A 22542-nucleotide genomic window follows, 5' to 3' on the forward strand; every position below is an offset into this window, starting at 1 on the left:
CGGCACCGTGATCGACCGGCCGGCTCACCGGCGACCGCGGCGAGACCCGCCGTGGCCCGGCCCACAGTGCGCGTCGATCCATAGCCGGAGGGTGTGATTCATTCGACAGTGGTGAACGCTCGATGAACAGCACACCGCAACCACCCGGACATTCGAATCAAGCTGCGCGCAAACCTGTTTCGCGCACCTATCCGAGCGGTGACCTCGCCTCGAGAGGCGCCGGAAGCGCGCCCGACATCAGCAGGCCATTGCGCATTCACCGGGACGTGTTAGACATTCGCCTCATGATCAAGAAGTCGTTCGCCGTCGCCGCGCTGGCCGCCGGTGCTGTTCTCGCCCTCGCGCCGATCGCCGGCGCCGACAACGTCGATCCCAGCCGGTTCTCCGACCGCACCGCGGATTTCGTGCCCTACAACGATCTCAATGTGCTCAGCGCCAAGGACAACGGCAAGCTGATCATCGTCAGCCCGTACGGCACCAGCAACACCATCGCCTGCCGCGGCAACGGCCAGGACGTGGCCTGGTACGACTGCAAGCAGCAGGACGCGCTCGGCTGGATCAACCTGCAGCAGCAGGAGCTCCCGGTCCTGGGCACCGCCTGGGTCTACACCCTGCAGGCCGACCCCAACGCGTAGGGCCGGCCGGCCCGAAGAACAGCGCCCGCTTCCGAATTCGGAAGCGGGCGCTGTTTCCTGTCGATCAGGCCTCGAGCTTGTACCCCAGCCCGCGCACGGTCACCAGGTGTTCCGGCTTGGCCGGGTCGGCTTCGATCTTCGAGCGCAGGCGCTTGACGTGCACGTCGAGGGTCTTGGTGTCACCGACGTAGTCGGCGCCCCACACGCGGTCGATGAGCTGCCCGCGGGTCAGGACGCGACCGGAGTTGCGGAGCAGGTATTCGAGGAGGTCGAACTCCTTGAGCGGGAGGGTGACCGAACGGCCGTTGACCTGCACGGTGTGGCGGTCCACATCCATGCGGACCGGGCCCGCCTCCAGCACGCTGGTCTCGCTGCCGCCCTCGGGCTCGTCGCCGACGCCGCGGCGCAGCACCGCGCGGATGCGGGCGATGAGTTCGCGCGAGGAGTACGGCTTGGTGACGTAGTCGTCGGCGCCCAGTTCCAGGCCGACGACCTTGTCGATCTCGCTGTCGCGCGCGGTCACCATGATGACGGGCACGCTGCTGCGCACCCGCAGCTGCTTGCACACGTCGGTGCCGCTCATGCCGGGCAGCATGAGGTCGAGCAGGACGATGTCCGCCCCGGACCGGTCGAACTCCGAGAGCGCGGACGGGCCGTCACCGACGACGGTGACCTCGAACCCCTCCTTGCGCAGGAGGAATGCGAGCGGATCGGCCAGCGACTCCTCGTCCTCGACGATCAGGACACTCGTCATCGGGTTGCCTCCACACCGTTGGTTCTGGCCCGCCCGAGAGAGCGCGGGCCGGTTTCCTTCTTCACCGCCGGAAGCCCGGCGGCAAGTTTGTCGTCCACACCGTGCTCGTCCTCGGCGTGGGCCGGGATGCGCAGGGTGAACGTCGACCCCGTGCCCAGCTTGCTCCACAGCGTGATCTCGCCGTTGTGGTTGGCGGCCACGTGCTTGACGATAGCCAGCCCCAGTCCGGTACCGCCGGTGGCGCGCGAGCGCGCCTTGTCGGCCCGGAAGAATCGTTCGAAGACCCGTTCCTGGTCTTCCTTGGCGATGCCGATGCCGCGGTCGGTGACCGCGATGTTGACGTAGCCGCCGCGCAGCGCCCGGCTCACCGACACGTGCGCGCCGCGCGAGGAGTACGCGATGGCGTTCTCCACCAGGTTGGACAGCGCGGTCACCAGCAGCGTCTGATCGCCGAGCACCTCGAGGCCGCTGTTGGCGTCGGTGCTGACGGTGATGCCCGCGACCTCGGCGGTGTTCTTGGACCGTTCGAGGGCCTGCAGCACGACCGAGTCCACGTCGACGGCGTCGAGTTCCGGGAGTTTCTCCGCGCCCTGCAGGCGGGACAGCGCGATCAGTTCGGTCACCATCTTGCCCATGCGCCGGGCCTCGCCGTGCAGGCGTTCACCGAAGTGCCGGACCGAATCCGGGTCGTCCGCGGACTCCAGCAACGCCTCGGCCAGCAGCGACATGGCTCCGACCGGGGTCTTGAGCTCGTGGCTCACGTTGGCGACGAAGTCGCGCCGGGTGGCCTCCATGCGGGCCTGTTCGGAGTCGTCGTCGGCGAAGAGCACGACGAAGTTGGGGTTCTCCTGGGACAGCGGGCGGGCCACGCCGCGCACCGCCAGCCGGGCCCGGCCGGGCATGGGGATCTTGGCGGTGAGTTCGAAGTCGACGTCCGAGCCACCGGCCAGCACCTGCTGCACCGCGGCCCACGCGCGTTCGTCCAGCAGCCGGTCGTGGACCACGCCGAGTTCTTCCGCGCGCGGGTTGACCAGGACGACGTCGCGGTACTTGTCGACGACGGCGATGCCGCTCTCGGAGGCGAGCACGATGAGATCGAGTACCTGCGACATCGTCAGCCCCGAATCCGAGGCGACGCGCCGCTGCTCCTGACGAGCGGTGACATAGGGAATGAGCAATCCACCGACGGCCAGTCCAACGACGGCCGCCAGGACTGCCAACAGCACGGCCTGTGGAACGCTCACAGTGAGAATCGTACGGTCGCCGACCGGGGGGCAAACCCCGGGTGGGGCAAGTTTCACGCAGGTCACAGGGGCTTACGCGGGCGTTGGCCGGGCGTTCACGCAATGTTCGAATTCCGCGGGGTCTGTTTCTGGCGGATTCTCGGCAAACTCGATCGAGCTGTTCGGCGCGCCCGGCACGCTCAGTCCGGTTCGTCCCGGTAGAGCGAATTGCGCACCTTGTCGCCGTGCTCGTCCACCCACTCCCCCAGCGCGAAAATAGGGACGAGCAGGTCGATTCCGGCGCGCGTGAGCCCGTACTCCACCCGCGGCGGCGCCTCGGCGAACCGTCGCCGCTCGACCAGTCCCATGGCTTCCATCCGCCGCAGGGTCTGCGTCAGCATCTTCTGGCTGATCCCCCCGATCCCCCGCCGCAGGTCGACCGGCCGCATGGGCCCGTCCCGCAGCGTGTAGACGATGACCGTCAGCCACGAGTTGCCGAACAGGTCCACCGCCAGCCGCGCCGGGCAGTCCGCCTCGAGCCCCCCGTATTCGGCGAAGTCGACCCGCCCCGGCTCGCCCTCCCCCGGTCCTGATTCATCGGCCTCCGCCCGCGTCGGCACGGTACTGCCCGGCATCTCGACCCGACTTCCGGATGACTCGCCGCTCGGTTCCGCCTCCGCACCCCCGGTCTCGCCGCTCTCGAGCTTTCTCGCCGGACGCTCCGCGACAGCTGCGCGCGCGGGTGCCCGCATCGCGAGGGGGATCGGCTGCGAGTCGGGTTGCGCGTAGTCCACGACGGTGTGCGCCCCCGGCTCGACCGTCATCGTCCGCTGCTCGGGTGCGGGTACGGGCTGCGGTGACGAATTCGGTGCGGCGGTCACGGGTTTCAGCGTGCCACCTCGATACGCACCCCGGGGTGCGCATCGCGGTTTCTACCGTCGAATTCGCAAGCACGAGTGAGGAGTTCACATGCGAATCGGAATCATCGGGGCGGGCGCCATGGCCCGCGCGCTCGGCGGCGGCTGGGCTGCGGCGGGGCACGAGATCGTGGTCGGGGCACGCGACGCGGAGCGGGCGGCCGCGGTGGCGGCGGAGATCGGGGGCGGCGCGCGGGGCGGGACCATCGCGGACGGGGTGCTGTTCGGGGAGGCGGTGCTGCTGGCGGTGCCGGTCTCGGCGTTGGGCGAGGTGCTCGCCGCGGGTGACTACACCGGGCGGACGATCGTCGACTGCACCAACGCCTTCGCCCCGGACAGCGGGAAGTTCGTGCTCACCGAGGACGCCGTGGCCGAGCGGATCGCGGCGACCGCCGCCGGGGCGCACGTGGTGAAGGCGTTCAACCTGTGCGCCGCGGAGGTGTGGGCCGGGTCGGCGCGCGAGTTCGACGGGCAGCCGCTGCTGGTCCCGCTGTGCGGGGACGACGCGGCCGCCGTGGCCCGGGTGGCGGCGCTCGCCCGGGATCTGAAGCTGGAGCCGTTCCACGCCGGCGGCCTGGCCCAGGCGCGCTACCTCGAAGCCACCTCCGCCTTCGTGGTGGGGCAGTGGTTCGGCGGGCACGACGCCCGGGCGATGTTCCCGCCGCTGTCAGCTACTTTCGCCGAGGTCGACGGGTAGGCAGGCGGCGGACAGACCCATCCGCGCGCCGCCGTCGAGCCGGTGGCCGCGCGCGGCGGTGGCCCGGGAAACGATGCGCCCCCGATCGAGCCGCGACCGGGGGCGCATCGTCCGGCGATCACCAGCCCGGGTTGCCCCGGACCGGGATGTTCACGAAGCTCGGCGCGGCCGGGTCCAGCAGCAGGTGCTGGGGGCGCAGGCCGGAGTCGACCATCATGGCGGTGATGGGCAGGCCCTTGGGGAAGTTGCCCGCGTAGACGTCGACGCGCAGGCGGTGCCCCGGTTGCAGGACCGCGTCGATGCCCGCGACCGAGATGTCCAGGGGCACCGGCACTCCCGGTTCGGTGCGCTGTCTGGTGTCGAGGGACAGGTCGGGTACCGGGTCGATGTAGTCGCCGTTCGGCAGGCGGGTGCTGAGTGCCTCGTCGATGGTGCGCAGCGAGGCGACCAGCTGACCGGTGGACAGCGCGACCGAGCGCCCGTCGGGTGCGACGTCGTTGACGGTGACGGACCAGTAGCCGTCGGCGGCGTCGTGAACGGTGTTGAGGCGCACCGCGATCGGACCGGAGATCACGGTGGGTTCGGCCACCGGCACGCTGGTGAAGGTGAGCCCGTTGGACTCGTGGATGCGCGAGTCCTTCCCGCAGGCGTCGATGATCGAGATGATGCCGATGGTCTCCTGCGCCGCGTCCCGCGAGCACAGTCCGGTCAATCCCGGTGCGACGGTGAGCAGGTCGGGGCCGGTCGGCTCGGTGAACAGCGACCCGTCGTGCACGCTGTGCCCGCCGGTGCCGCTCGGCGCGGCGGCCAGGTACATGCGCCGGTACTCCGAACTCGACTCGGGGACGGTGGGGTAGGCGCCCGAATCCGCAGCGGGTTCCCCGAAGCCCGGCGCGGTGATCCACCCGCCGCCCTGCTGCTTCATGGTGACCGGCCCGAATCCGTCGATGCCGTTGTCGATTCCCTTGAGCCACCGGTCGAACCACGCGCGCTGGAGCACGTCCATGCGCGGCGGCAGCCCCGGCCGCCCGGATTCGTTGCCGTTCGAGATGTGGTAGCCGTCGCCGACCAGCATCTGTTTCTGCCCGGCGGGCAACGGGATTCGGCGGTACACGTCGGCCTGCGAGGCGACGAACACGTCGTGCCAGCCGCCGGTGATGAAGGCCGGCACGGTGATGCGCTCGGGCGCGGTCTCCCAGGACAGCCGCGCGGGACTGTCCGAGTCGAGCAGTTGGCGCACCTTGGGGCTCAACGCGTTGATGTCCGGCTGCAGGAACACCTCGAGGAACGCGTCCACGAACGTGAACGGATCCTGCATGCGGCTCGCCAGCCAGTTCATGTCGAAGCGCCCCTGTACCAGCGAGGCGACGTCGGGCACCAGTTTGCCGCCGTTCACCGCCGCCAGCCACATGGGCATGAACGTCACGCCGATGGCCCCGCCGGGCGCGACGAGATCGCGAAAGGGGTTGCGGCTGGGCACGACCGGGAAGATGGCCTTCAGCGCCGGCGGATTCTTCGCCGCCGCCTGCAACTGGTTGAGCCCCGAATAGGAGATGCCCGCCATGCCCACGTCGCCGGTGGACCAGTGCTGCCGCGACGCCCAGTCGATCACCTCGAGGGTGTCCTGCTGTTCGCGCGCGCCGAGCAGATCCCAGATGCCCTGGGAGAAACCGGTTCCCCGCACATCCACCACGACCTGGGTGTACCCCGACCTGATGAGCTGCCGGTCCACGGTGAAGGTGCGCAGCAGTCCACCGCCCAGCGCCCTGGTCAGGTCGGTGATGCCGGAGAGCGGCGTCCCGGTCAGGTCCAGATCCCGGAAGACCCGCACCAGCGCGTCCGACAGCCCCGGCACCGACAGCGCCGAATCCGCGATCATGGAGCCGAGTTTCGTGTACGGCGTCATGTTCACGATGGTGGGCGTCGGGGTGTCGATCGGCCGCCCGGAGGCGTCGGCGGGCCGGTAGACGTTCGCCTTCAGCACGGTGCCGTCACCCATGGTGATCGGCACGTCCCATTCGATATTCACATGTGGGTAAACCTGTGGATCATCGTGCGTCGCAGCCCATTGCGCGCCCGCCGCGCCACCGTCCGGTCCGACCGGCGTGAGAGCCGCGGCCGGCGTGAGGAATTGCGCGGTGGCGGTGACCGCGGTCGCCACGACCACGGCCTTCGCCACCAGGGATCTGAATCGGAATCGCACTGTGTCCCAACCACTTCTTCGTCCGACGAGTGATCGTGACACTAGGTCGGGCACCGGCTGTCTGGGCCAGTTCGGCCGAAGTCTGTCAGGGTGCACAAAAGAAAAGACCCCGGTTGTGCACGCCGTTGTGCACAACCGGGGAGCTCATTCCCGAGCGGCGATCACCAACCGGTGTTGCCGCGCACCGGGATGTTCACGAAGCTCGGACGATTCGGGTCGAGCTGCACGTGCTGCGGCCGCAATCCGGTGTCCAGGAGCATCGGGAGGATGGGCAGCCCCTTGGGGAAGTTGCCCGCGAACACGTCCACCCGCAGGCGATGTCCCGGCTGCAGCACGGCTTCGGTGCCGCTGAGCGGAATATCGAGGGTGGTCGCCGCACCCGGCACGACCGGCAGCTGCTTGTCGAGCGAGGTGAACAGGCGCGGATCGGTGTAGTCGCCGTTCTCGGACCGGGCGCTGTTGGCGTCGTCGACCTCGCGCAGCGAGGCCATGACCTGGCCCGAGGTCAGCACCGTGGAGGTGCCGTCCGGCGCGACGTCGTTGACCGTGACGGTCCAGTACCCGTCCTCGGCGTCCTGAACGGTGTTGAGCCGCACCGCGATCGGACCCGAGACGGTGGTGGCCTCCAGCACCGGGGCGCTGGTGAAGGTCAGGGCGTTGGTCTCGGAGATGCGAGAGTCCTTGGCGCACATGTCGATCAGTGAGAGCACACCGGCGGTGGCCTGCGCGGCGTCGTTGGAGCACAGGGTGCTGAGCCCCGGAGCGACGCTCAGGCGCGCGATGTCACCGTTGGCCTCGGCGGTCAGCGAGCCGTCGTACAGCCCGTTGGAGGTGCCGCTGGCCTGCGCCGAGAGGTACATGCGCCGGTAGCGGGCCGCCTCGGAAACCGGCGCCGAGGAACCGAATCCGTTCTGGGTGACCCAGCCGCCGCCCTGCTGGCGCAGCGTGACCGGGCCGTAGGAGTCGATGCCGTTGTCGATGCCCTTGAGGTGCTTGTCGAACCAGGCGCGCTGGAGCACGTCCAGGCGCGGCGGCAGGCCGGGCCGACCGGCTTCGGCGCCCGAGGTGGCGTGGTAGCCGTTGCCCATGAGCAGCTGCTTCTGCGTGCCCGGGGCGAGCGGCAGGTCGTTGTAGATCTTGGTCTCGGAGTAGGTGAACAGGTCGTGCCAGCCGCCGACGACGAACGTCGCGGCCTTGATCTGCGACGGGTCACCCAGCCAGCCCTCGCGGGCGACCGAGAGATCGTTGAGCATGTCCCGCACCCGCGGATCGAGGTTGGCCATCTCGGTGGTGGTGTACGCCGACATGAGCACGTCGAGGTAGGTGTACGGGTCCGCGGCGCGGTCCCGCAGCCACTGGTAGTCGAACTTGCCCTGGGCGATGGCGGCCAGGTCCGGCAGCCATTTGAGCCCGTTGATGGCGCTGAGCCACAGCGGGATGAAGTTGAAGCCGAAGCCGCCGCCGGGCGCGAGCACGTCGTTGACGAGGTCGCTGCCGGGCACCACCGGGAAGATGGCCTTCAGCGCCGCGGGCCGCTTCTCCGCCGCCTGCACCTGGTTGATGGCCGAGTAGGACAGCCCGCTCATGCCGACGTCGCCGGTGGACCAGGGCTGTGCGGCGGCCCAGTCGATGACCTCGACGGTGTCCTGCTGTTCACGCTGGCGCAGCATGTCCCACGCGCCCTGCGAGAAGCCGGTGCCGCGCACATCCACGACGATCTGCGTGTACCCGGACTTGATGAGCGAGCGGTCGACGCTGAAGTTGCGCAGCTGGCCGTTGCCGACGGAGTTGAGCAGTTCACCGAAGCCGGTGATGGGGGTTCCGGTCAGATTGATCGACCGGAAGAGGTTGACCAGTGCGTCACCGAGGCCCGGGATCGCGAAGGCGCTGTCGGCGACGTTCGAGACGAGCTTGGTGTAGGGCGTCATGTTGACGACGGTCGGCGTCGGGACGTCGACGGCCCGGCCGGACGCGTCCGCGGGGCGGTACACGTTGCCCTTGAGGACGGTGCCGTCGCTCATCGTGATGGGGACGTCCCATTCGATGGCGACATTCGGGAACTGCTGCGCCCCATCGTGCGCCGCCGTCCAGGCCGTGCCGGCGGCGCCGCCGTCGGGGCCGTCGGACCGCGGGCTGGCATCGGCTGTGATGCCGGTCAAGGGAACGAGTAGAGCTGCCGCGGCAGCCGCCACAGTGGCCCGTAGCGCGTGCTTCATCGAACGTGATCTACCTCTCGCATCTGGTCGAACGACCGGAAGCTTAACTACCGAGAAGTAAGTTGCAAAGTACGGTTACAGGTATTCATTTTTAATGGGCAATATTGCGGCAAATTGCTTCGCAGGTCAGCGCGAATAGCCTACGGAGCCGTAACGAGATCTGTATCACAAATCCCCGATAGCCGCTGGTAGGTCCGCCGCTCACAGCACTATTCAGCCCGCCGGACCACCCGGAAACACAAAAACGCGCCGTGCCCGAATTTCTCGGTCACAGCGCGTTCGCGTGAACTACGGCTTACTTGGCGCCCTGGTTCGCGACGGCGGCGGCGCCGGCGGCCGCGGCCTCCGGATCCAGGTACACGCCCGGGCCCAGCGGGCGCAGGTTCTCGTCGAGCTCGTACTTGAGCGGAATGCCGGTGGGGATGTTCAGCCCGGCGATGTCGTCGTCCGAGATGCCCTCCAGGTGCTTCACCAGCGCGCGCAGCGAATTGCCGTGCGCGGCAATGAGAACCGTCTTGCCGGCGGTCACGTCCTGGGCGATGGTGTCCTCCCAGTACGGCACCATGCGGGCGACGACGTCCTTGAGGCACTCGGTCTGCGGCACGTCGATGCCGGCGTACCGCGGGTCGTCGTTCTGGCTGTATTCGTTGTCGGCCTCGATGACCGGCGGCGGGGTGTCGTAGCTGCGGCGCCACAGCATGAACTGCTCGTCGCCGTACTTCTCCTTGACCTGCGCCTTGTCCTTGCCCTGCAGCGCGCCGTAGTGGCGCTCGTTCAGCCGCCAATCGCGCACGACCGGAATCCAATGGCGATCGCACGCGTCGAGCGCGTTGTTCGCGGTGCTGATGGCGCGGCGCAGCAGCGAGGTGTAGACGATATCGGGCAGAATCCCGGCCTCGGCCAGCAATTCACCGGCACGCTTGCCTTCGGCGACACCCTTGTCCGTGAGCCGGACGTCCACCCAGCCGGTGAACAGGTTGAGGGCATTCCATTCGCTCTCGCCGTGGCGCAGCAGCACGAGGGTGTACGTCATGGGGTCATCCTCCCATGTGCCGCATCACCCGCGGTGAGTCACCCTCGCCGGTGGTCTAGGCCCACTCCACCTCGTCGAACCGCACGGTGAGCCCGTGTCTGTGCTCACTGAACGCGACCTCGACCCGGAGTTCGGAGCGCGCCACGTTCACTTCCCGGACCACCCCGCAGACTCCGCTGAACGGCCCCTGCGGCACATAGATGACATCACCCGGCGCGAATTCGGTTGTCCCCACACCGCCACCGTAATGGGCGCGCGACCGGCTTTCGAGGAAGAGATTCCCCGACACGCCCGACCGCCACGGCAGCCCGACGCGCCGTGCGCCGCCGCCGGGCGCTATCCCCCGAGCGCGAGCAGCCCGGCCCCCGCGAGAGTCGCCTGATCGGTCAATTCGGAAGGCACGACCCGCAACTCGTCGAGAAACCGCAGCCGCGCGTGCACGGCGACCGTGGCCCGCAGCGGCTCCCACAGCGCCTCGCCCGATTGCGCGAAACCACCACCGATCACTACCAGGTCGGTGTCGAGCAGCGCGGCGGCCGAGGCCACCGCCGTGCCGAGCGCGGTACCCGCCCGGTGCAGGGCGGCCAGCGCGAGCGGGTCCCCGGCCCGGGCGGCGTCGGCGAGTTCGACCCCGCTCGCCCCCGTCCAGCCCTGCCGCCGCGCCCAGCGCACCGACGACGGCCCGCTCGCCACCGCTTCCACACAGCCGAATCCGCCACAGGCGCAGGGCTCGTCGTTGCCCGGCACGACGATGTGGCCGAGGTGCCCGGCATTTCCGGTGCGGCCCACGACGACTCGCCCGTCGGCGACGATGCCCCCGCCGATCCCGGAGGAGACGGTCAGCGCCAGGAAGTCTCGCACCCCGCGCGCCGCGCCCCAGCGCTGCTCCGCCAGCGCGAGACAGTCCCCGTCGATGGTGAAACGAATCATGGCCCCCGGGAACAACTCTCCGACCGCGGACACCACGTCGAACCCGCCGGCCCACTCCGGAATGTTGATCGGCCCGGTGATCCCGGTGCGCACGTCGACCGGCCCCGCCGACCCGATGCCCACGGCCGTGACCTCCGCGCCCGCCGCGACCGCCAGCAGCAGTTCCCGGCAGCCGTCCCACACCCCGCTCGCGGGCACAGCGATCCGCCGCGCACCAACCACCGCCCCGTCCGAATCAACGGTCCCCGCAGCGAATTTCGTCGCCCCGATGTCCAGTGCCAATGCCACCATCGCGGTCACCCTTCCACGGCCCGGCGCCGCGCCACGACGGCACCCGGCGTGTCCCTTGCCTTGCGTGTCGAAACTCTGAATCGACCGGGCCGTCGTGGCCCGGGACCGTCGGCGTTCGCCGACCCCCGAACGCGATGACACCGCGGCGACCGGCGCGGGCGGACCCGCACCACGGCCGATCCCGCCCTACGGCTTGTCGGCCGCGTCCACCAGGTGCTCGAAGGCGCGCAGGTTCTTCAGCGACTCCCCGCGCGAGACGCGCCATTTCCATTCCCGCCGAATGGATTCCGCGAAGCCGAGTTCGAGGATGGTGTTGAAGTCCGCGTCGACGGCCTCGAGGATCTGGCCCAGCCAGCGGTCGAGTTCGTCGGGGGTGACCGCGTGTGTCGCCAGCCGCCCGACCAGGTAGATGTCGCCGACGTTGTCCAGGGTGTAGGCCACGCCGTACAGGCGGCGATTGCGGCGCAGCAGGAACTTGTAGACGCCCTCGAAGTTCTCGTCGGGCTTGCGGCACACGAACGATTCCATCCGCACGCCGTGCTTGCCGACCTTGACGCCGATCGCCGTCTTGAGTTTGCGCTCACCGGGCAGGATGACGACGAACGTGCCGTCCGATTCCCGCGAGAACTCGATCTCGCGGTCTCGTAGCGTGTCGGCTATGAGCGCAGTGGTCACCTCGATCGATCCCGCGTCGTTCGCGGCAGCGCCGGTGTGCTCGCTCATCGGCGTAGGGCTCCCATCCGGCGCCGCCAGGCCGGCTCGTCCGGGCGCGTCGCCCGCGGACCACCGACCAGCAGTGCCCTCGATCTGGCTTGATAGCTGTCACCGTGCACGCTACCGCTGCGCACCCGCCCGGTCCGGGACTGGGACAGGGCCGCGCTGTAGCTGGCCAGCAGGCCGTCCGCGGTGTGCGCCCACGAGAAGTTCGCCGCGTGGTCGACCGCGGCCGCGCCCATCCGGTCCAGGCGGGCGGGATCGCGCAGCAGTGAGCGCAGCGCGTCGGCCCAGTCCGGAGTGTGATGGTTGGGGACCAGCAGACCCGAGACACCGTCGCGCACAGCGGTTCCGAGCCCGCCCACGTCGGCGGCCAGCACCGGCGTGCCACTGGCCTGCGCCTCGATGGCGACCAGTCCGAACGATTCGTTGTAGCTGGGTACGGCCACCAGGTCCGCGGCCCGGTACACCTGCACCAGCCGGTGCGGCGGTTGCGGCGGCAGGAAGGTGACGCGATCGGAAATGCCCAGTGCGGCAGCGAGTTCGATGAGCGCGCCCGGCTTCTCGAGACCGGATCCGGACGGTCCGCCGACGATCAGCACGCGCAGCGGGCGCTCGTGGCTCTCGCCGCGCGCGGCCTCGTCGGCGAGCATCCGCGCCGCCGCGCGCACCAGGACGTCGGGCGCCTTGAGCGGCTGGATGCGGCCGACGAAGGCCACGACGCGATCGCCCGCGGGCAGGCCGAGTTCGGCGCGGGCCGCGGCCTTGTCACCCGGGTTGTACCGGGACAGATCCGCGCCGGGCAGCACGACGTCGATGCGGTCGGGGTCCGCGCCGTACAGCTCGACGAGCTGGCGGGCTTCCTCGCCGGTGTTGGCGACCAGGCGGTCGGCCTCGGCCACGATCTGCTTCTCGCCGATGACGCGGGCGGCCGGTTCCGGGGTGTCCCCCTCGGCCAGGTAGGCGTTCTTCACCGCGGCCAGGGTGTGCGCGGTGTGCACCATGGGCGTGCGCCAGCGGTCCCGGGCGAGCCACCCGACCTGGCCGGAGAGCCAGTAGTGCGAGTGGATGAGGTCGTAGTGGCCGGGCAGGTTGCGGGCCTCGGTCCGCAGCACCTCGGCCGAGAACGGGCACAGCTGCGTGGGCAGATCGTGTTTGTCCAGGCCCTCGAACGGCCCGGCGACCACATTGCGCACCAGCACGCCCGGCGCGGCCTCGACGATGGGCTCGTCCTTGGAGGAGGTGGCGCGGGTGAAGATCTCGACCTGGGTGCCGCGCTTGGCCAGCTCGATGGCGGTCTGCAGGACGTAGACGTTCATGCCGCCGGCGTCACCGGTGCCCGGCTGCGCGAGTGGGGAAGTGTGAACCGAGAGGACGGCGATGCGATGGGGCCGTAGCTCGGTGCGTTGACTCACCACTCCAGTGTGCACGTGTCCCGCTACCGCACCTACGTGGGTTACCTAACCAAGTGACCTGGCTCACAACACGTTTCGCAGTATACGCCGCTTTCCGAACCGCTGCCGTTCCAAAGCGCCAGGTCCGGGCCGCGCGACGGCGATTCCGCGCCGCGATCGACCCGGGCGGCGGTTCAGCTCAACGTGTCCGCGAAGCCGGTGACCTCGGCCACGAACCGGGCGGGATCCTCGATGAACAGCCCGTGCAGCGAGTCCTCCCAGTACGAGGTGCGGGCATCGGGCACGGTCCCGGCGATATGGCGGCCGCTCTCGATCGGCACCACCGGATCCGCGGTCCCGTGCAGCACCAGGACCGGGACGTCGAGGGTCCGCAGTGTCTCGGTGTTGTCGACGGTCCGGTAGAACAGCGCCTTGCGTACGCGCGGCGGGGTGGCGATGCTCCCGCCGAAGAGCCGCTGGGCGTCGAGCCCCCTGTCGGCGCCCCGGCCGGTGTTGGCGTTGCCGAACGCGGCGAATCCGCGCATCGCCCGGGCCGCGGTGTCGGCGAACACGTCGGGGATGGCCTTGACCATGACGGGCCCCGGGTCCGCCCCCGCGATGCCCCGGCCGATACTCGCCTGCGCGCCGGTGTAGATCACGCCCGCGACCGCGCCTGTGCCGTGCGCGGCGAGGTAGTCGGTGAGCACGATGCCGCCGTAGGACCAGCCCAGCAGCAGCGCGCCGGCGGTGACGTCCTCGGCCGCGAGGACCGCCGCGACGTCGGCGGCCCAGTTCTTCGGATCGTCGTAGCCGTCCGCGGGCGCGTCGGAGTAGCCGTGCCCGCGCAGATCGACCGCGATCACCCGGAAATGCTCGGCGAGCAGGTCACCGGCGGTTCCCCAGCAGTTCAGGTTCCCGGCCCAGCCGTGCAGCAGCACCAGCGGGCGCGCCGATTCCGGCCCGCGCACCCGGTAGACGATGGTGGTCCCGTCCGCGCTGACTGCTTCCCGAATGGCCATACCGGCCAGGCTAACCCGCAGCGACACGCCGACTTCCGCTCGGGATGATTCGTGCCCGGTGACCACTCGCCCGCCGCACCTCGGCGCGCCGCGGCCGACATGCCGTGCCTAAGCTCTGGCCATGACCACTCGCACCGCTGTCGTGACCGGAGCCAGTTCGGGAATCGGGGAGGCCACCGCCCGCGGACTCGCCAAGCAGGGCTACCACGTCATCGTGGGCGCGCGGCGGGTCGACCGCCTGGAACGGCTGGCGGCGGAGATCGGCGGCACCGCGCTGGCGCTGGACGTGACCGACGAGGAGTCGGTGAACGCGTTCGCCGCCGCCGTCGACTCGGCCGAGGTGCTGGTCAACAATGCCGGTGGCGCAAAGGGTTTGGCGACGGTGGCCGACGCCGATCTGGACGACTGGCGGTGGATGTGGGAGACCAACGTCCTGGGCACGCTGCGGGTCACCAAGGCCCTGCTGCCCAAGCTGATCGCCTCCGGTGACGGCCTGATCGTCACCATCACCTCGGTCGCGGCCTTCCACGCCTACGACAACGGCTCGGGCTACACCACGGCCAAGCACGCGCAGGCGGTGCTGCACCGCACGCTGCGCGGGGAGTTGCTCGGGCAGCCGGTGCGGCTCACCGAGATCGCCCCGGGCGCGGTCGAAACCGAGTTCTCGCTGGTGCGTTTCAACGGCGACGCCGAGCGCGCGGCCAAGGTGTACGACGGCATCGACCCGCTGGTCGCCCAGGACATCGCGGAGATCGTGGGCTTCGTGGCCTCGCGCCCGCCGCACGTCAATCTCGACACGATCATCGTCAAGCCGCGCGATCAGGCCGACCCGGGCCGATTCGCCCGGCGCTCTTGACCTTTCGTCTACCCCGCCAGACGGATCTTCAGCGTCGAGTAGGTCGGGATGAAGACGTTGCGCTTGTATCTGCGCTCGACGATCTCCCACGGGCGGCCGTCGGCCGTGATCGCCTCCAGCAGCGCGCCCAGTTCCGAATGGACCAGCTGGGCGCCGAGGCACAGGTGGCGGCCGCCGCCGAACCACAGCTGCCGGGTCTCGGGCACGTAGTCCCGCGCGACCCGGAAGTCCCCCACGGCGTTGTTGATGGACCAGGTCAGGATCTTCACGTGCTCGCCGGCCCGCAACTGCCGCCCGGCGACCTCCACGTCCGCGGTCACCGACCGGCCGACCAGGTACGCCGGGCTGGTGACGCGCAGGGTTTCGCGCACCGCGTCCGGCGTGCGCTCGGGCGCGGCCAGCAGCGCTCGCTGTTCGCCGCTGTCGTGCAGTAGCGCGACCATCCGGGTCATGGCGCTGGCCAGGGTGTCGGTGCCCGCGACGGCCATGAGAATGGCCAGGCCGGAGGCATGTTCGAGTTCGAGGCCCAGGTCGCGGCAGCGGCCCAGGGTGGTGGCGCCGTCGGCGCGTTCGTAGGCGGCGGGCACCGAGGTCGCGAGTTGGCCCGCCAGGGTCCGGGCGCGGGCCACGGCCACCGGGTCCAGCGTGGTGGAGGCCATGGTGCCCATGGCCAGGTTCACCAGTTCCTCGACGTGGGTGAACAGCACGCGGAACGGCTCGTCGGGGTCGTCGAACGCCCGCGGGTCCGCGGAATCGGCGAAGATCGCCGCGATATCGCCGGGTTCCATGCCGACCAGATCGGAGACGCTGCGCCCGACCAGCACCCGCGAGCGTTCGGCGATGTCGACGGTGCGGCCGGCGGCCAGATCGATCGAGATCTGTTTCAGCGCGGGCCCGATGGTGTCGGCCACCAGGGCGTCGGTGTGCGCGGCGGTGAACAGATCGCGCACCTTGTTGCGCAGGGCGGTGTGCCCGGGGCCTTCGAACAGGTCCTCGACCCACTCCCCGACGACCTGCGCCCACCAGTGCCCGGCCGCCCCCTCGGACACGATGCTGAAGTGCGCGGAGTCGTTGTAGATCTGCCGTGCGATCAGCGGGTCGGCGACGAACCAGCCGAGCCCGGGCACCTTGCGCATCGGCTTGACCAGCCTGCCTGCGAGCAGCAGCGCGGGCAGCCACGGTTGTCCGGCGGCCAGCAGGGTGAGTTCGTGGCGGGTGGCTGTCTTCAACATGGCACTCCAGACTCTCGCCGGTGACGTCTCCCGGCCTCCCCCGGCACGGGCGCTCGTTCAGCCTGCCTACGCGTATGCGGGGTTGCACGGCAATGTAGCCCACCTCACAATATGTGAATCAGAGATTCTTCATAATGGAAATGTGCGCGCTGCTAGCGTCCCCCGCATCTGTGGCTGTTTGGAGTGGATCGCATGGTGAGAGCACGAATCGAGGCGGTGGGCTCCTACGTCCCCGCGCAGGAGGTATCGACCGCGGAGTTGCTCGCGCAGCTATCGGTCGAATCTCCCATCGACCTGGAAAAAGTCAGCGGGGTCCGGCACCGGCGCAGGTGCGGCGTCGATCAGGACGGGCAGCGCGAGGACTCCTACACCGTCGCCCTGGCCGCCGCCCGGGAGGCGCTGGCCAACTCCGGTTACGCCGCAGGCGATTTGGACGTGATCATCTCCTGCTCCATCACCCGCATCCACGGGGACGACTTCTGGGTGGAGCCCTCCTTCGCCCTGCTGCTGCGCAACGAACTCGGCGCCACCGGCGCCATCCACTTCGACGTCTCCAATGCTTGCGCCGGCATGATGACCGGGGTTCTGGTGCTGGAGCGCATGATTCGCACCGGCATGGTCAAGCGCGGACTCGTGGTCTCCGGCGAATTCATCACCCCGATCTCCGATACCGCGGTGCGGGAGATGTCGGAGAAATACGATCCGCAATTCGCCTCGCTCACCGTCGGGGACGGCGCGGCGGCCGTGGTGCTCGACGATCGCGGCACCGCGGACGAGGGCATCGACTACATCGAACTCAACACCAGCGCCGCGTTCGCGCAACTGTGCCTCGGTATGCCGAGCGACCGCAGCGCGGGCATCGCCCTCTATACCGATAATCGCGCCATGCACAACGAGTCCCGCTATCTGCTGTGGACCAATCGGCAGCGCGATTTCCTCGACGAGCGGAACAGCACGTTCGAATCCGAGGGCTACGACCACGTGATTCACCACCAATTCAGCGGTCCCGCCGTCGAATTGATCAACAAGATCGCCGAACGGGAATTCGACGCCGCCGTCCCGCCCGGGCTCGCCGTGCTCGACCGCTACGGAAACACCGCGTCCACATCGCATTTCGTGGTGCTGCACGACGCACTGAAACAGCGGCGGATAGCACCCGGGGCCAAGGTGCTGATGGTTCCCGCGGCCTCCGGCGTGGTCGCCGGATTCCTCTCGGTCACCCTCGGCGAACTGCAGGTGCGCGGCGCATGAACATCGTAATCTCTTCGGTCGCAGTGGAAATCGGCGGCGGCAGCTCCATCGAACAGGCCGCGTCGGCGGCGCGCCGGGCGGTGGCCGAGGCGGGGGCGACCCCCGAATCGATCGACGCGCTGATCAACACCGGCGTCTACCGCGACTCGAACATGGTGGAACCGGCCATGTCCGCGCTCATCCAGCAGCAGGCGGGCATCGGGCTGGAATACCAGCGCGGCGACGTGCCCTGCCTGTCGTTCGACCTCATGAACGGGGCGACCGGCGTCCTCAACGCCGTCCAGGTGAGCCAGGCGCTGCTGGCGTCGCCGACCGTGCACCGGGTGCTGGTGGTGTCCGGGGACGCGCATCCCGCGAAGTCGCCCGCCCCGCAGCCCGGCTTCCCGATCAAGCCCGTCGGCGCGGCCATGGTGCTGGAGAAGGCTACGGGTACAGGCGGATTCGGGCAGCTGCACATCAGCGCCACCGACGCGCGTCCGGAGCCAGTCGGCTACGTACGACTCCCGGACATGGGCACGAGCGGGCGCGGCACCATCACCGTCGACCGCACCGTGAACTCGGTGGAAGACCTGCTGCACCACGCGGTCTCGGCCGCGAGCGAAGCGCTCGAGGTGACCGGCGTGGACCCCGCGCGGGTCCTGCTGATCAGCAATCGGCCCACGGCCGAGTTCCCGGAGCTGCTCGCCGAACGGCTCGGGCTCGCCGCCGTGCACGCGGGCGACACCCCGGGCGACGCCCACACCTCGGCCCTGCCCGCGGCCTACCTGAGCGCACGCGCGGACGGCCTGTTGGCCGGGCGTGACGTAGCGTTGTTCGTGGCAGCGGGCGCGGGACCGTCCGCGGCGGCCATCGCCTACCGGCTGCCCGCCTAGCGTCCCCGGGAGGAGGTCCCCGTGACCAAACTGTGGGTGATAGTGCCCGCCTACAACGAGGAACGCGGCATCACCGCCACGCTGGAAGCGCTCGCCGCCCAGCGCGACGGGGACTTCACCCTGGTCGTGGTGGACAACAACTCCACCGACGGCACCGCCGGGGTGGTGCGCGGCTTCGCGGCCGCGCACCCGGAGATGCGGATTCACCTCATCGACGAGCCGCAGAAGGGCACGGGCGCGGCCTCGGACACCGGGATGCGCTACGCGATCGCGGCCGGCGCCCTGCGGCTGGCGCGCACCGACGCCGACTGCCTGCCCGCCCGCGACTGGATCGAGCGGGTCAACGCCGGGTTCGATTCGGGGCTGCAGCTGGTCAGCGGGCAGCTGGTCCCGCGCACGGACGAGGACGTGCGCTGGATCGACCGCACGATCATTCGGGTGGTGCTGGAGGTGGCGTCCACCTTCGGCAAGTTCCGGCCCGGCAATCAGGATCCGCGCTACCTGGGGCCATACGTCATGACGCCCGGCTGCAACATGGCCATCACCGCGGAGTTGTACGAGGCCGCGGGCGGGTTCCCGCGCACCGCGATCGAGGATCTGCACGAGGATCGCGCCCTGGTGAACGCGGTCCGCATGCTCACCACCGACTACGGCCTGCGCCGCGACGTGCGGGTGTTCGCCTCCAACCGCCGCGTCCGCGCCTGGGGCGTGCGCCGGACGCTGGCCTGGTACGCCGATCACCGGTACAAGCCGGAGCTGGTGGATATTCGGTGAGCCGGGGGGACGACACCGGGTCCGACGACGCGCCGGGCACAGCGCAGGACGAGGTGCTCACCACCGCGACCAACACCACACGCGACGGCTCCTGCGACGCGCGGCGGCGAGACGAAGCGGCCGTTTCCGAACCCGGTGCGGGCGGGTGCACGGACGGTGACATGCCGACCGACTTCCTGACGCTGCTCGCGGAGCAGGTGCGGCTGCGTCCCGATGCCCCCGCGCTGGGGATGGTCGGCGCGCGGCCGCTGACCTTCGCGGAGCTGGAGGACCGGATCGCCGGGGTGGCGCGGCGGCTGCGGGACAACGGTTTCCGGCGCGGGGACCGGATGTTGTTCTCCATCCGGCCGTGCGTGGACGCGGTCGTGCTGATCTTCGGGACCATGGCCGCGGGGGGAACCATCGTGTTCGTCGACCCGGGTGTCGGGCCCGAGCTGTTCGCCCGGCGGATCGCCCTGGTCGAACCCGCCTGGGCGGCAACGGAATCGCTGCTGTACCTGCTGAGCGGGCCGCTGCACCGGCTGGGGCGGGCGCGCGGGCTGTCGCTGCCCGCGTTCGGCGCGCTGCCGGTCCGGCACATTCACAGTGGGCCGAGGCTGCCGGGTACGCCCGCCCGATCCGTTCCGCTGCGGCGGCTGCTGGGATCCGGCGCGCCCGCCGACCTCGACGCCGCCGATCCGGGCGCCGAGGCGCTGATCGTCTTCACCTCCGGCACCACCGCGGCCCCGAAAGCCGTTGTGCACACGCGGGGTTCGCTCGGCGCCGGCCTGGCGGCCATGGCCGGGCGCAGCAGCCTGGGCCCGGGCGCGCATCTGCACACCGAGCAGTTGATGATGGGCCTGCCCGCCCTGCTGGCGGGCGCGCGCTGGTCGATGCCGCGCTATCCGCGCTTCGGAACCCATATCGAGCCCGTGGCTTTCGCGCGCGGACTGGACGGCGCGACCCATGCCTTCTTCACCCCCGCCGATCTCGCGGTCGTGCTCACCGAGATCGAGGGCGGCGCGCTCGCCGCACCCGTTGCCCTGCGTGAGATCTCCCTGGGCGGCGCGCCGGTCACCACCGCGCTGCTGCGCCGGGCGCGGAAGTCCCTGCCGGACTGCGAGTTTCTCGCGATCTACGGTATGACCGAGATCCTGCCCGTCGCGATCACCACGGGCACGGCCAAACTCGATTTCGACGGCGCCGGTGATCCGCTCGGCGCGCCGGTGCGCGGGGTGACCGCCCGCATCGCCGCGGACGGCGAGCTCGTGCTGTCCGGGCCGAACCTGTGCCGCGGCTATCTGGGTGAGCCGCCGCTGCGCGAGATCCCCACCGGCGACCTCGCCCGCCTGGACGGCGACACCCTGGTGCTCATGGGCCGCAAGAAGGACATGATGATCCGCGGCAAGACCAACATCTACCCCGGCCTCTACGAGCCCGCCATCGCGAAGGTCCCGGGCGTGCGCCAGGCCATCATGGTCGGCGTGCCCGACGAGGTCGGCGACGAGCGCATCGTTCTCGCGGTGGTGGCCGATCCCGGCGCCACCGACCTGGTGGCCCGCCTCCGCCGCGAGCTCCCGGCCCTCATCGACACGTCCGCCGTCCCCGACGACATCGTGGTGGTGCCGGAGATCCCGGTGAGCGGCCGTACGAGCAAACCCGACCGCGCCGCCCTGCGCACCCACCTCGGCGCCCTCCTCGGCTGAGACTGTCCACCGCCGGGGATTCGGCAACCGAATCACACTGCCCCGCATACCTCCGGGCTACAGAGGTGGACCGCCACGGCTCGCTCGATGCTCCGTCGTCCACCGGAGTTCTCACGAATCCAGGCGTAGATCCGTCGGTCGGGGCGTGACCAGCCCGACCGGGCTGGATCCGGGAGTGGGATCCGAGCCGGGCGGCGGCTAGGCCGGGACCGGACGTCCGGTCAGCTCCGCCACCACCCGATCGGCGAAAGCCTCGGCTGCGGGCGCGTCCAGAACGCCTGCCACGTAGCAGAATCCGAGCCGCATGTGGCCGTGGGCGCTGATGATGGTGACGGTGAGCGCGCTGACGCACGAGTTCGAGCCCGCCAGCGTCACGTCGGAGACGCGGCGGTCTCCCGCCCGCTCCGGGAAGTCGACCCGCCCGACGTTGGTGACCGACACGTTCCAGGGCGCGCGCCGGTCGACCATGTCGACCACGCGCCTGCCGGTCGCGACGGTGCGCGGTGTCCCGAATCGCATGCCCGCCACCACCGAGAGATGTTTGCCCCGCCGAATCCCCCGTTCCAGTTGCCGATTCACCGCGCGCGCCGCCGCCCACAGCGATTCTCCCGGCCCGAACCGCACGAAATGCGCCAGCACCGGCGCGTAGATCCCCAGTTCCTCCGTGTCGGGCGCGGGTTCGAGTAGCTCCCGGAAGTCCACCGGCGAGCCGATTCCCGCGACCCCCTTCGCCCCCGGCCGCACCGTCTCCCCCACCACCCGCGCCACCGCCGCCGCCAGCACCCCGTGCACGGTGACACCCGCCCGCCGGCAGTCCGCGGTCAACGCCGCCAGCCCCGCCGCGTCGACCGTGCGATACACCGCCCGCGTTCGCCGCTCCCCCATCCCGACCGCGACCGGCGCCACCAGCTTCCGCGGCCGCAGCGCGACCGCCGCCACCTGATCCGACAGCGTGGTGTAGCAGTACCGCCAAAACCCCCGGGAACCAACGGGAATCAGGTCGTCGGCCACCGGCGCGGCCGGCCGCCCCGTCCGGCCGCCGCGGCCGGTCCCGATGTAGCGAATCAGCTTGCGCAGCAACGTGAGCAGCGACCTGCCATCCATGATGACGTGCGACACCACCAGCACCACATCGTGATACTCGTCCGGCGTGCCCGCCGCGTACACGATGTCCACGATCCGGGCGAGCCCCCGGTCGGTCACGAACGGCGTCGCGAGCTCGGTGTCGATTTCCCGCCGCCACACCGCGTCCGACGGCGCACTGCCCGCTGCGCCCTCGGCGGCAGGGACCGCGTCGGACACGACCCCGGCGCCGACTCGCGTGCCTGCCCGTCGCATCGCACCGGTTGCGACGAGACCGGCGCGTACGGTCGCGCTTCTCGCCATCTCGCCCGGGAACGCGGCCGCACCCCCGCCCGCCGCCACCCGCCGGATCGGAATCCCCGGCTCGGCGAACTCGAACAGCCGCGGATCACCGTGCCCGGCGTCCCGCACCCCGACCCGCAGCAGCGGGTACTCCGCGACCAGCGCGGCCGCCGCCCCGGCCAGCTCGTCCGCACCCAGCCGCCCGTGCACCCGCACCCGCGCGACACAGTTGGCCGGGGAGATCCGGTCGATGATCCAGAACCACCGCTCCGAGGGCCCGAGCGCGCGCACGAAGTCCGTTGCCGCCGTTGCCGATGCGCTAGCAACCACGCCGAGCCTCTTCCGCCGAACCAGTTCGGCGCAGAATAATCCCCCGCCTCCGCCCCCGCATCCGGAACGAGCCGGCTCCTCTCACCGCGCGGCCCACCACAGCCACCCGAACCCGGCACTCCGGCCGGTCGGAGCCCGCCGGTCCCGCCCT

General features: G+C 70.2%; 20 protein-coding genes. 7 read left to right on the top strand and 13 right to left on the bottom strand.

Annotated elements, in window-relative coordinates:
- Nucleotides 1–284 precede the first annotated feature (284 nt).
- Entirely contained in the window at nt 285–635 is a 351-nt protein-coding gene (locus ACWDOP_RS10100) for a hypothetical protein (protein ID WP_454201539.1), read from the top strand.
- A 64-nt stretch (nt 636–699) separates the two neighbouring features.
- Here ACWDOP_RS10100 and ACWDOP_RS10105 read toward each other — a convergent pair whose 3' ends face one another.
- The 3 genes from ACWDOP_RS10105 to ACWDOP_RS10115 form a co-directional block, all read right to left on the bottom strand.
- Complete coding sequence (locus ACWDOP_RS10105; protein ID WP_454201538.1) at nt 700–1389, bottom strand: winged helix-turn-helix domain-containing protein; 690 nt, start codon at nt 1387–1389, stop codon at nt 700–702.
- Complete coding sequence (locus ACWDOP_RS10110) at nt 1386–2633, bottom strand: sensor histidine kinase (protein WP_454201537.1); 1248 nt, start codon at nt 2631–2633, stop codon at nt 1386–1388. Before ACWDOP_RS10110 ends, ACWDOP_RS10105 begins: the two co-directional genes overlap by 4 nt.
- A gap of 179 nt (nt 2634–2812) precedes the next feature.
- On the bottom strand, nt 2813–3493 hold the full coding sequence (locus ACWDOP_RS10115; RefSeq protein WP_456344762.1) for a winged helix-turn-helix transcriptional regulator: 681 nt from the start codon (nt 3491–3493) through the stop codon (nt 2813–2815).
- A gap of 88 nt (nt 3494–3581) precedes the next feature.
- Between ACWDOP_RS10115 and ACWDOP_RS10120 the strand changes: the two genes are divergently transcribed.
- The gene (locus ACWDOP_RS10120) at nt 3582–4226 is read left to right on the top strand and encodes an NADPH-dependent F420 reductase (RefSeq protein ID WP_456344763.1); all 645 of its coding nucleotides are present in this window, start codon (nt 3582–3584) and stop codon (nt 4224–4226) included.
- A gap of 118 nt (nt 4227–4344) precedes the next feature.
- Here ACWDOP_RS10120 and ACWDOP_RS10125 read toward each other — a convergent pair whose 3' ends face one another.
- The 8 genes from ACWDOP_RS10125 to ACWDOP_RS10160 all read right to left on the bottom strand — a co-directional run bounded on the left by ACWDOP_RS10125 (nt 4345) and on the right by ACWDOP_RS10160 (nt 14026).
- Nucleotides 4345–6429, bottom strand: coding sequence for a CocE/NonD family hydrolase (locus ACWDOP_RS10125; protein ID WP_456344764.1), 2085 nt, complete (start codon nt 6427–6429; stop codon nt 4345–4347).
- A 161-nt stretch (nt 6430–6590) separates the two neighbouring features.
- Complete coding sequence (locus ACWDOP_RS10130; protein WP_456344765.1) at nt 6591–8645, bottom strand: CocE/NonD family hydrolase; 2055 nt, start codon at nt 8643–8645, stop codon at nt 6591–6593.
- A gap of 295 nt (nt 8646–8940) precedes the next feature.
- On the bottom strand, nt 8941–9678 hold the full coding sequence (locus ACWDOP_RS10135) for a phosphoglyceromutase (RefSeq protein WP_354989830.1): 738 nt from the start codon (nt 9676–9678) through the stop codon (nt 8941–8943).
- 55 nt (nt 9679–9733) lie between these two features.
- Entirely contained in the window at nt 9734–9913 is a 180-nt protein-coding gene (locus ACWDOP_RS10140) for a hypothetical protein (protein ID WP_454201532.1), read from the bottom strand.
- 101 nt (nt 9914–10014) lie between these two features.
- A complete protein-coding gene (locus ACWDOP_RS10145) occupies nt 10015–10899 on the bottom strand; it encodes an ROK family protein (RefSeq protein ID WP_456344766.1) in 885 nt (294 codons plus the stop codon).
- Between the two features lie 186 nt (nt 10900–11085).
- Complete coding sequence (locus ACWDOP_RS10150; RefSeq protein WP_454201530.1) at nt 11086–11622, bottom strand: YbjN domain-containing protein; 537 nt, start codon at nt 11620–11622, stop codon at nt 11086–11088.
- A complete protein-coding gene (mshA, locus tag ACWDOP_RS10155) occupies nt 11619–13031 on the bottom strand; it encodes a D-inositol-3-phosphate glycosyltransferase (RefSeq protein WP_456344837.1) in 1413 nt (470 codons plus the stop codon). The genes ACWDOP_RS10150 and mshA overlap by 4 nt, the downstream gene beginning before the upstream one ends.
- Nucleotides 13032–13201: 170 nt before the next feature.
- On the bottom strand, nt 13202–14026 hold the full coding sequence (locus tag ACWDOP_RS10160) for an alpha/beta fold hydrolase (RefSeq protein WP_456344767.1): 825 nt from the start codon (nt 14024–14026) through the stop codon (nt 13202–13204).
- Between the two features lie 121 nt (nt 14027–14147).
- Between ACWDOP_RS10160 and ACWDOP_RS10165 the strand changes: the two genes are divergently transcribed.
- Nucleotides 14148–14882 carry an SDR family NAD(P)-dependent oxidoreductase gene (locus ACWDOP_RS10165; protein ID WP_456344768.1) on the top strand — a complete coding sequence of 245 codons (735 nt, stop codon included), beginning with the start codon at nt 14148–14150 and terminating at the stop codon, nt 14880–14882.
- An 8-nt stretch (nt 14883–14890) separates the two neighbouring features.
- Here the strand turns inward: ACWDOP_RS10165 and ACWDOP_RS10170 are convergent, their stop codons facing one another.
- On the bottom strand, nt 14891–16114 hold the full coding sequence (locus tag ACWDOP_RS10170; protein WP_456344769.1) for a cytochrome P450: 1224 nt from the start codon (nt 16112–16114) through the stop codon (nt 14891–14893).
- Between the two features lie 192 nt (nt 16115–16306).
- Between ACWDOP_RS10170 and ACWDOP_RS10175 the strand changes: the two genes are divergently transcribed.
- The 4 genes from ACWDOP_RS10175 to ACWDOP_RS10190 are packed head-to-tail and all read left to right on the top strand — an operon-like array spanning nt 16307 to nt 20696.
- Nucleotides 16307–17365 carry a 3-oxoacyl-ACP synthase III family protein gene (locus ACWDOP_RS10175; RefSeq protein WP_456344770.1) on the top strand — a complete coding sequence of 353 codons (1059 nt, stop codon included), beginning with the start codon at nt 16307–16309 and terminating at the stop codon, nt 17363–17365.
- Nucleotides 17362–18237: a hypothetical protein gene (locus ACWDOP_RS10180; RefSeq protein WP_456344771.1), complete on the top strand. Its 876-nt coding sequence runs from the start codon at nt 17362–17364 to the stop codon at nt 18235–18237. Before ACWDOP_RS10175 ends, ACWDOP_RS10180 begins: the two co-directional genes overlap by 4 nt.
- A gap of 21 nt (nt 18238–18258) precedes the next feature.
- Nucleotides 18259–19011 (top strand): glycosyltransferase family 2 protein, encoded by a 753-nt coding sequence (locus ACWDOP_RS10185; RefSeq protein ID WP_456344772.1) that lies wholly within the window; start codon nt 18259–18261, stop codon nt 19009–19011.
- Nucleotides 19008–20696 (top strand): class I adenylate-forming enzyme family protein, encoded by a 1689-nt coding sequence (locus ACWDOP_RS10190; protein ID WP_456344773.1) that lies wholly within the window; start codon nt 19008–19010, stop codon nt 20694–20696. The genes ACWDOP_RS10185 and ACWDOP_RS10190 overlap by 4 nt, the downstream gene beginning before the upstream one ends.
- Nucleotides 20697–20894: 198 nt before the next feature.
- Here ACWDOP_RS10190 and ACWDOP_RS10195 read toward each other — a convergent pair whose 3' ends face one another.
- Nucleotides 20895–22391 (bottom strand): phthiocerol/phthiodiolone dimycocerosyl transferase family protein, encoded by a 1497-nt coding sequence (locus tag ACWDOP_RS10195; protein WP_456344774.1) that lies wholly within the window; start codon nt 22389–22391, stop codon nt 20895–20897.
- Nucleotides 22392–22542 lie beyond the last annotated feature (151 nt).

It is taken from the genome of Nocardia sp. NPDC003693, from assembly GCF_053981095.1.

What these genes read in the sequence shown, in the direction of transcription:
- ACWDOP_RS10100 (WP_454201539.1), top strand. Translation starts at nt 285, where the DNA reads ATGATCAAGAAGTCGTTCGCCGTCGCCGCGCTGGCCGCCGGTGCTGTT.
- ACWDOP_RS10105 (WP_454201538.1), bottom strand. Translation starts at nt 1,389, where the DNA reads ATGACGAGTGTCCTGATCGTCGAGGACGAGGAGTCGCTGGCCGATCCG.
- ACWDOP_RS10120 (WP_456344763.1), top strand. Translation starts at nt 3,582, where the DNA reads ATGCGAATCGGAATCATCGGGGCGGGCGCCATGGCCCGCGCGCTCGGC.
- ACWDOP_RS10130 (WP_456344765.1), bottom strand. Translation starts at nt 8,645, where the DNA reads ATGAAGCACGCGCTACGGGCCACTGTGGCGGCTGCCGCGGCAGCTCTA.
- ACWDOP_RS10135 (WP_354989830.1), bottom strand. Translation starts at nt 9,678, where the DNA reads ATGACGTACACCCTCGTGCTGCTGCGCCACGGCGAGAGCGAATGGAAT.
- ACWDOP_RS10145 (WP_456344766.1), bottom strand. Translation starts at nt 10,899, where the DNA reads ATGGTGGCATTGGCACTGGACATCGGGGCGACGAAATTCGCTGCGGGG.
- ACWDOP_RS10150 (WP_454201530.1), bottom strand. Translation starts at nt 11,622, where the DNA reads ATGAGCGAGCACACCGGCGCTGCCGCGAACGACGCGGGATCGATCGAG.
- ACWDOP_RS10160 (WP_456344767.1), bottom strand. Translation starts at nt 14,026, where the DNA reads ATGGCCATTCGGGAAGCAGTCAGCGCGGACGGGACCACCATCGTCTAC.
- ACWDOP_RS10165 (WP_456344768.1), top strand. Translation starts at nt 14,148, where the DNA reads ATGACCACTCGCACCGCTGTCGTGACCGGAGCCAGTTCGGGAATCGGG.
- ACWDOP_RS10170 (WP_456344769.1), bottom strand. Translation starts at nt 16,114, where the DNA reads ATGTTGAAGACAGCCACCCGCCACGAACTCACCCTGCTGGCCGCCGGA.
- ACWDOP_RS10175 (WP_456344770.1), top strand. Translation starts at nt 16,307, where the DNA reads ATGGTGAGAGCACGAATCGAGGCGGTGGGCTCCTACGTCCCCGCGCAG.
- ACWDOP_RS10180 (WP_456344771.1), top strand. Translation starts at nt 17,362, where the DNA reads ATGAACATCGTAATCTCTTCGGTCGCAGTGGAAATCGGCGGCGGCAGC.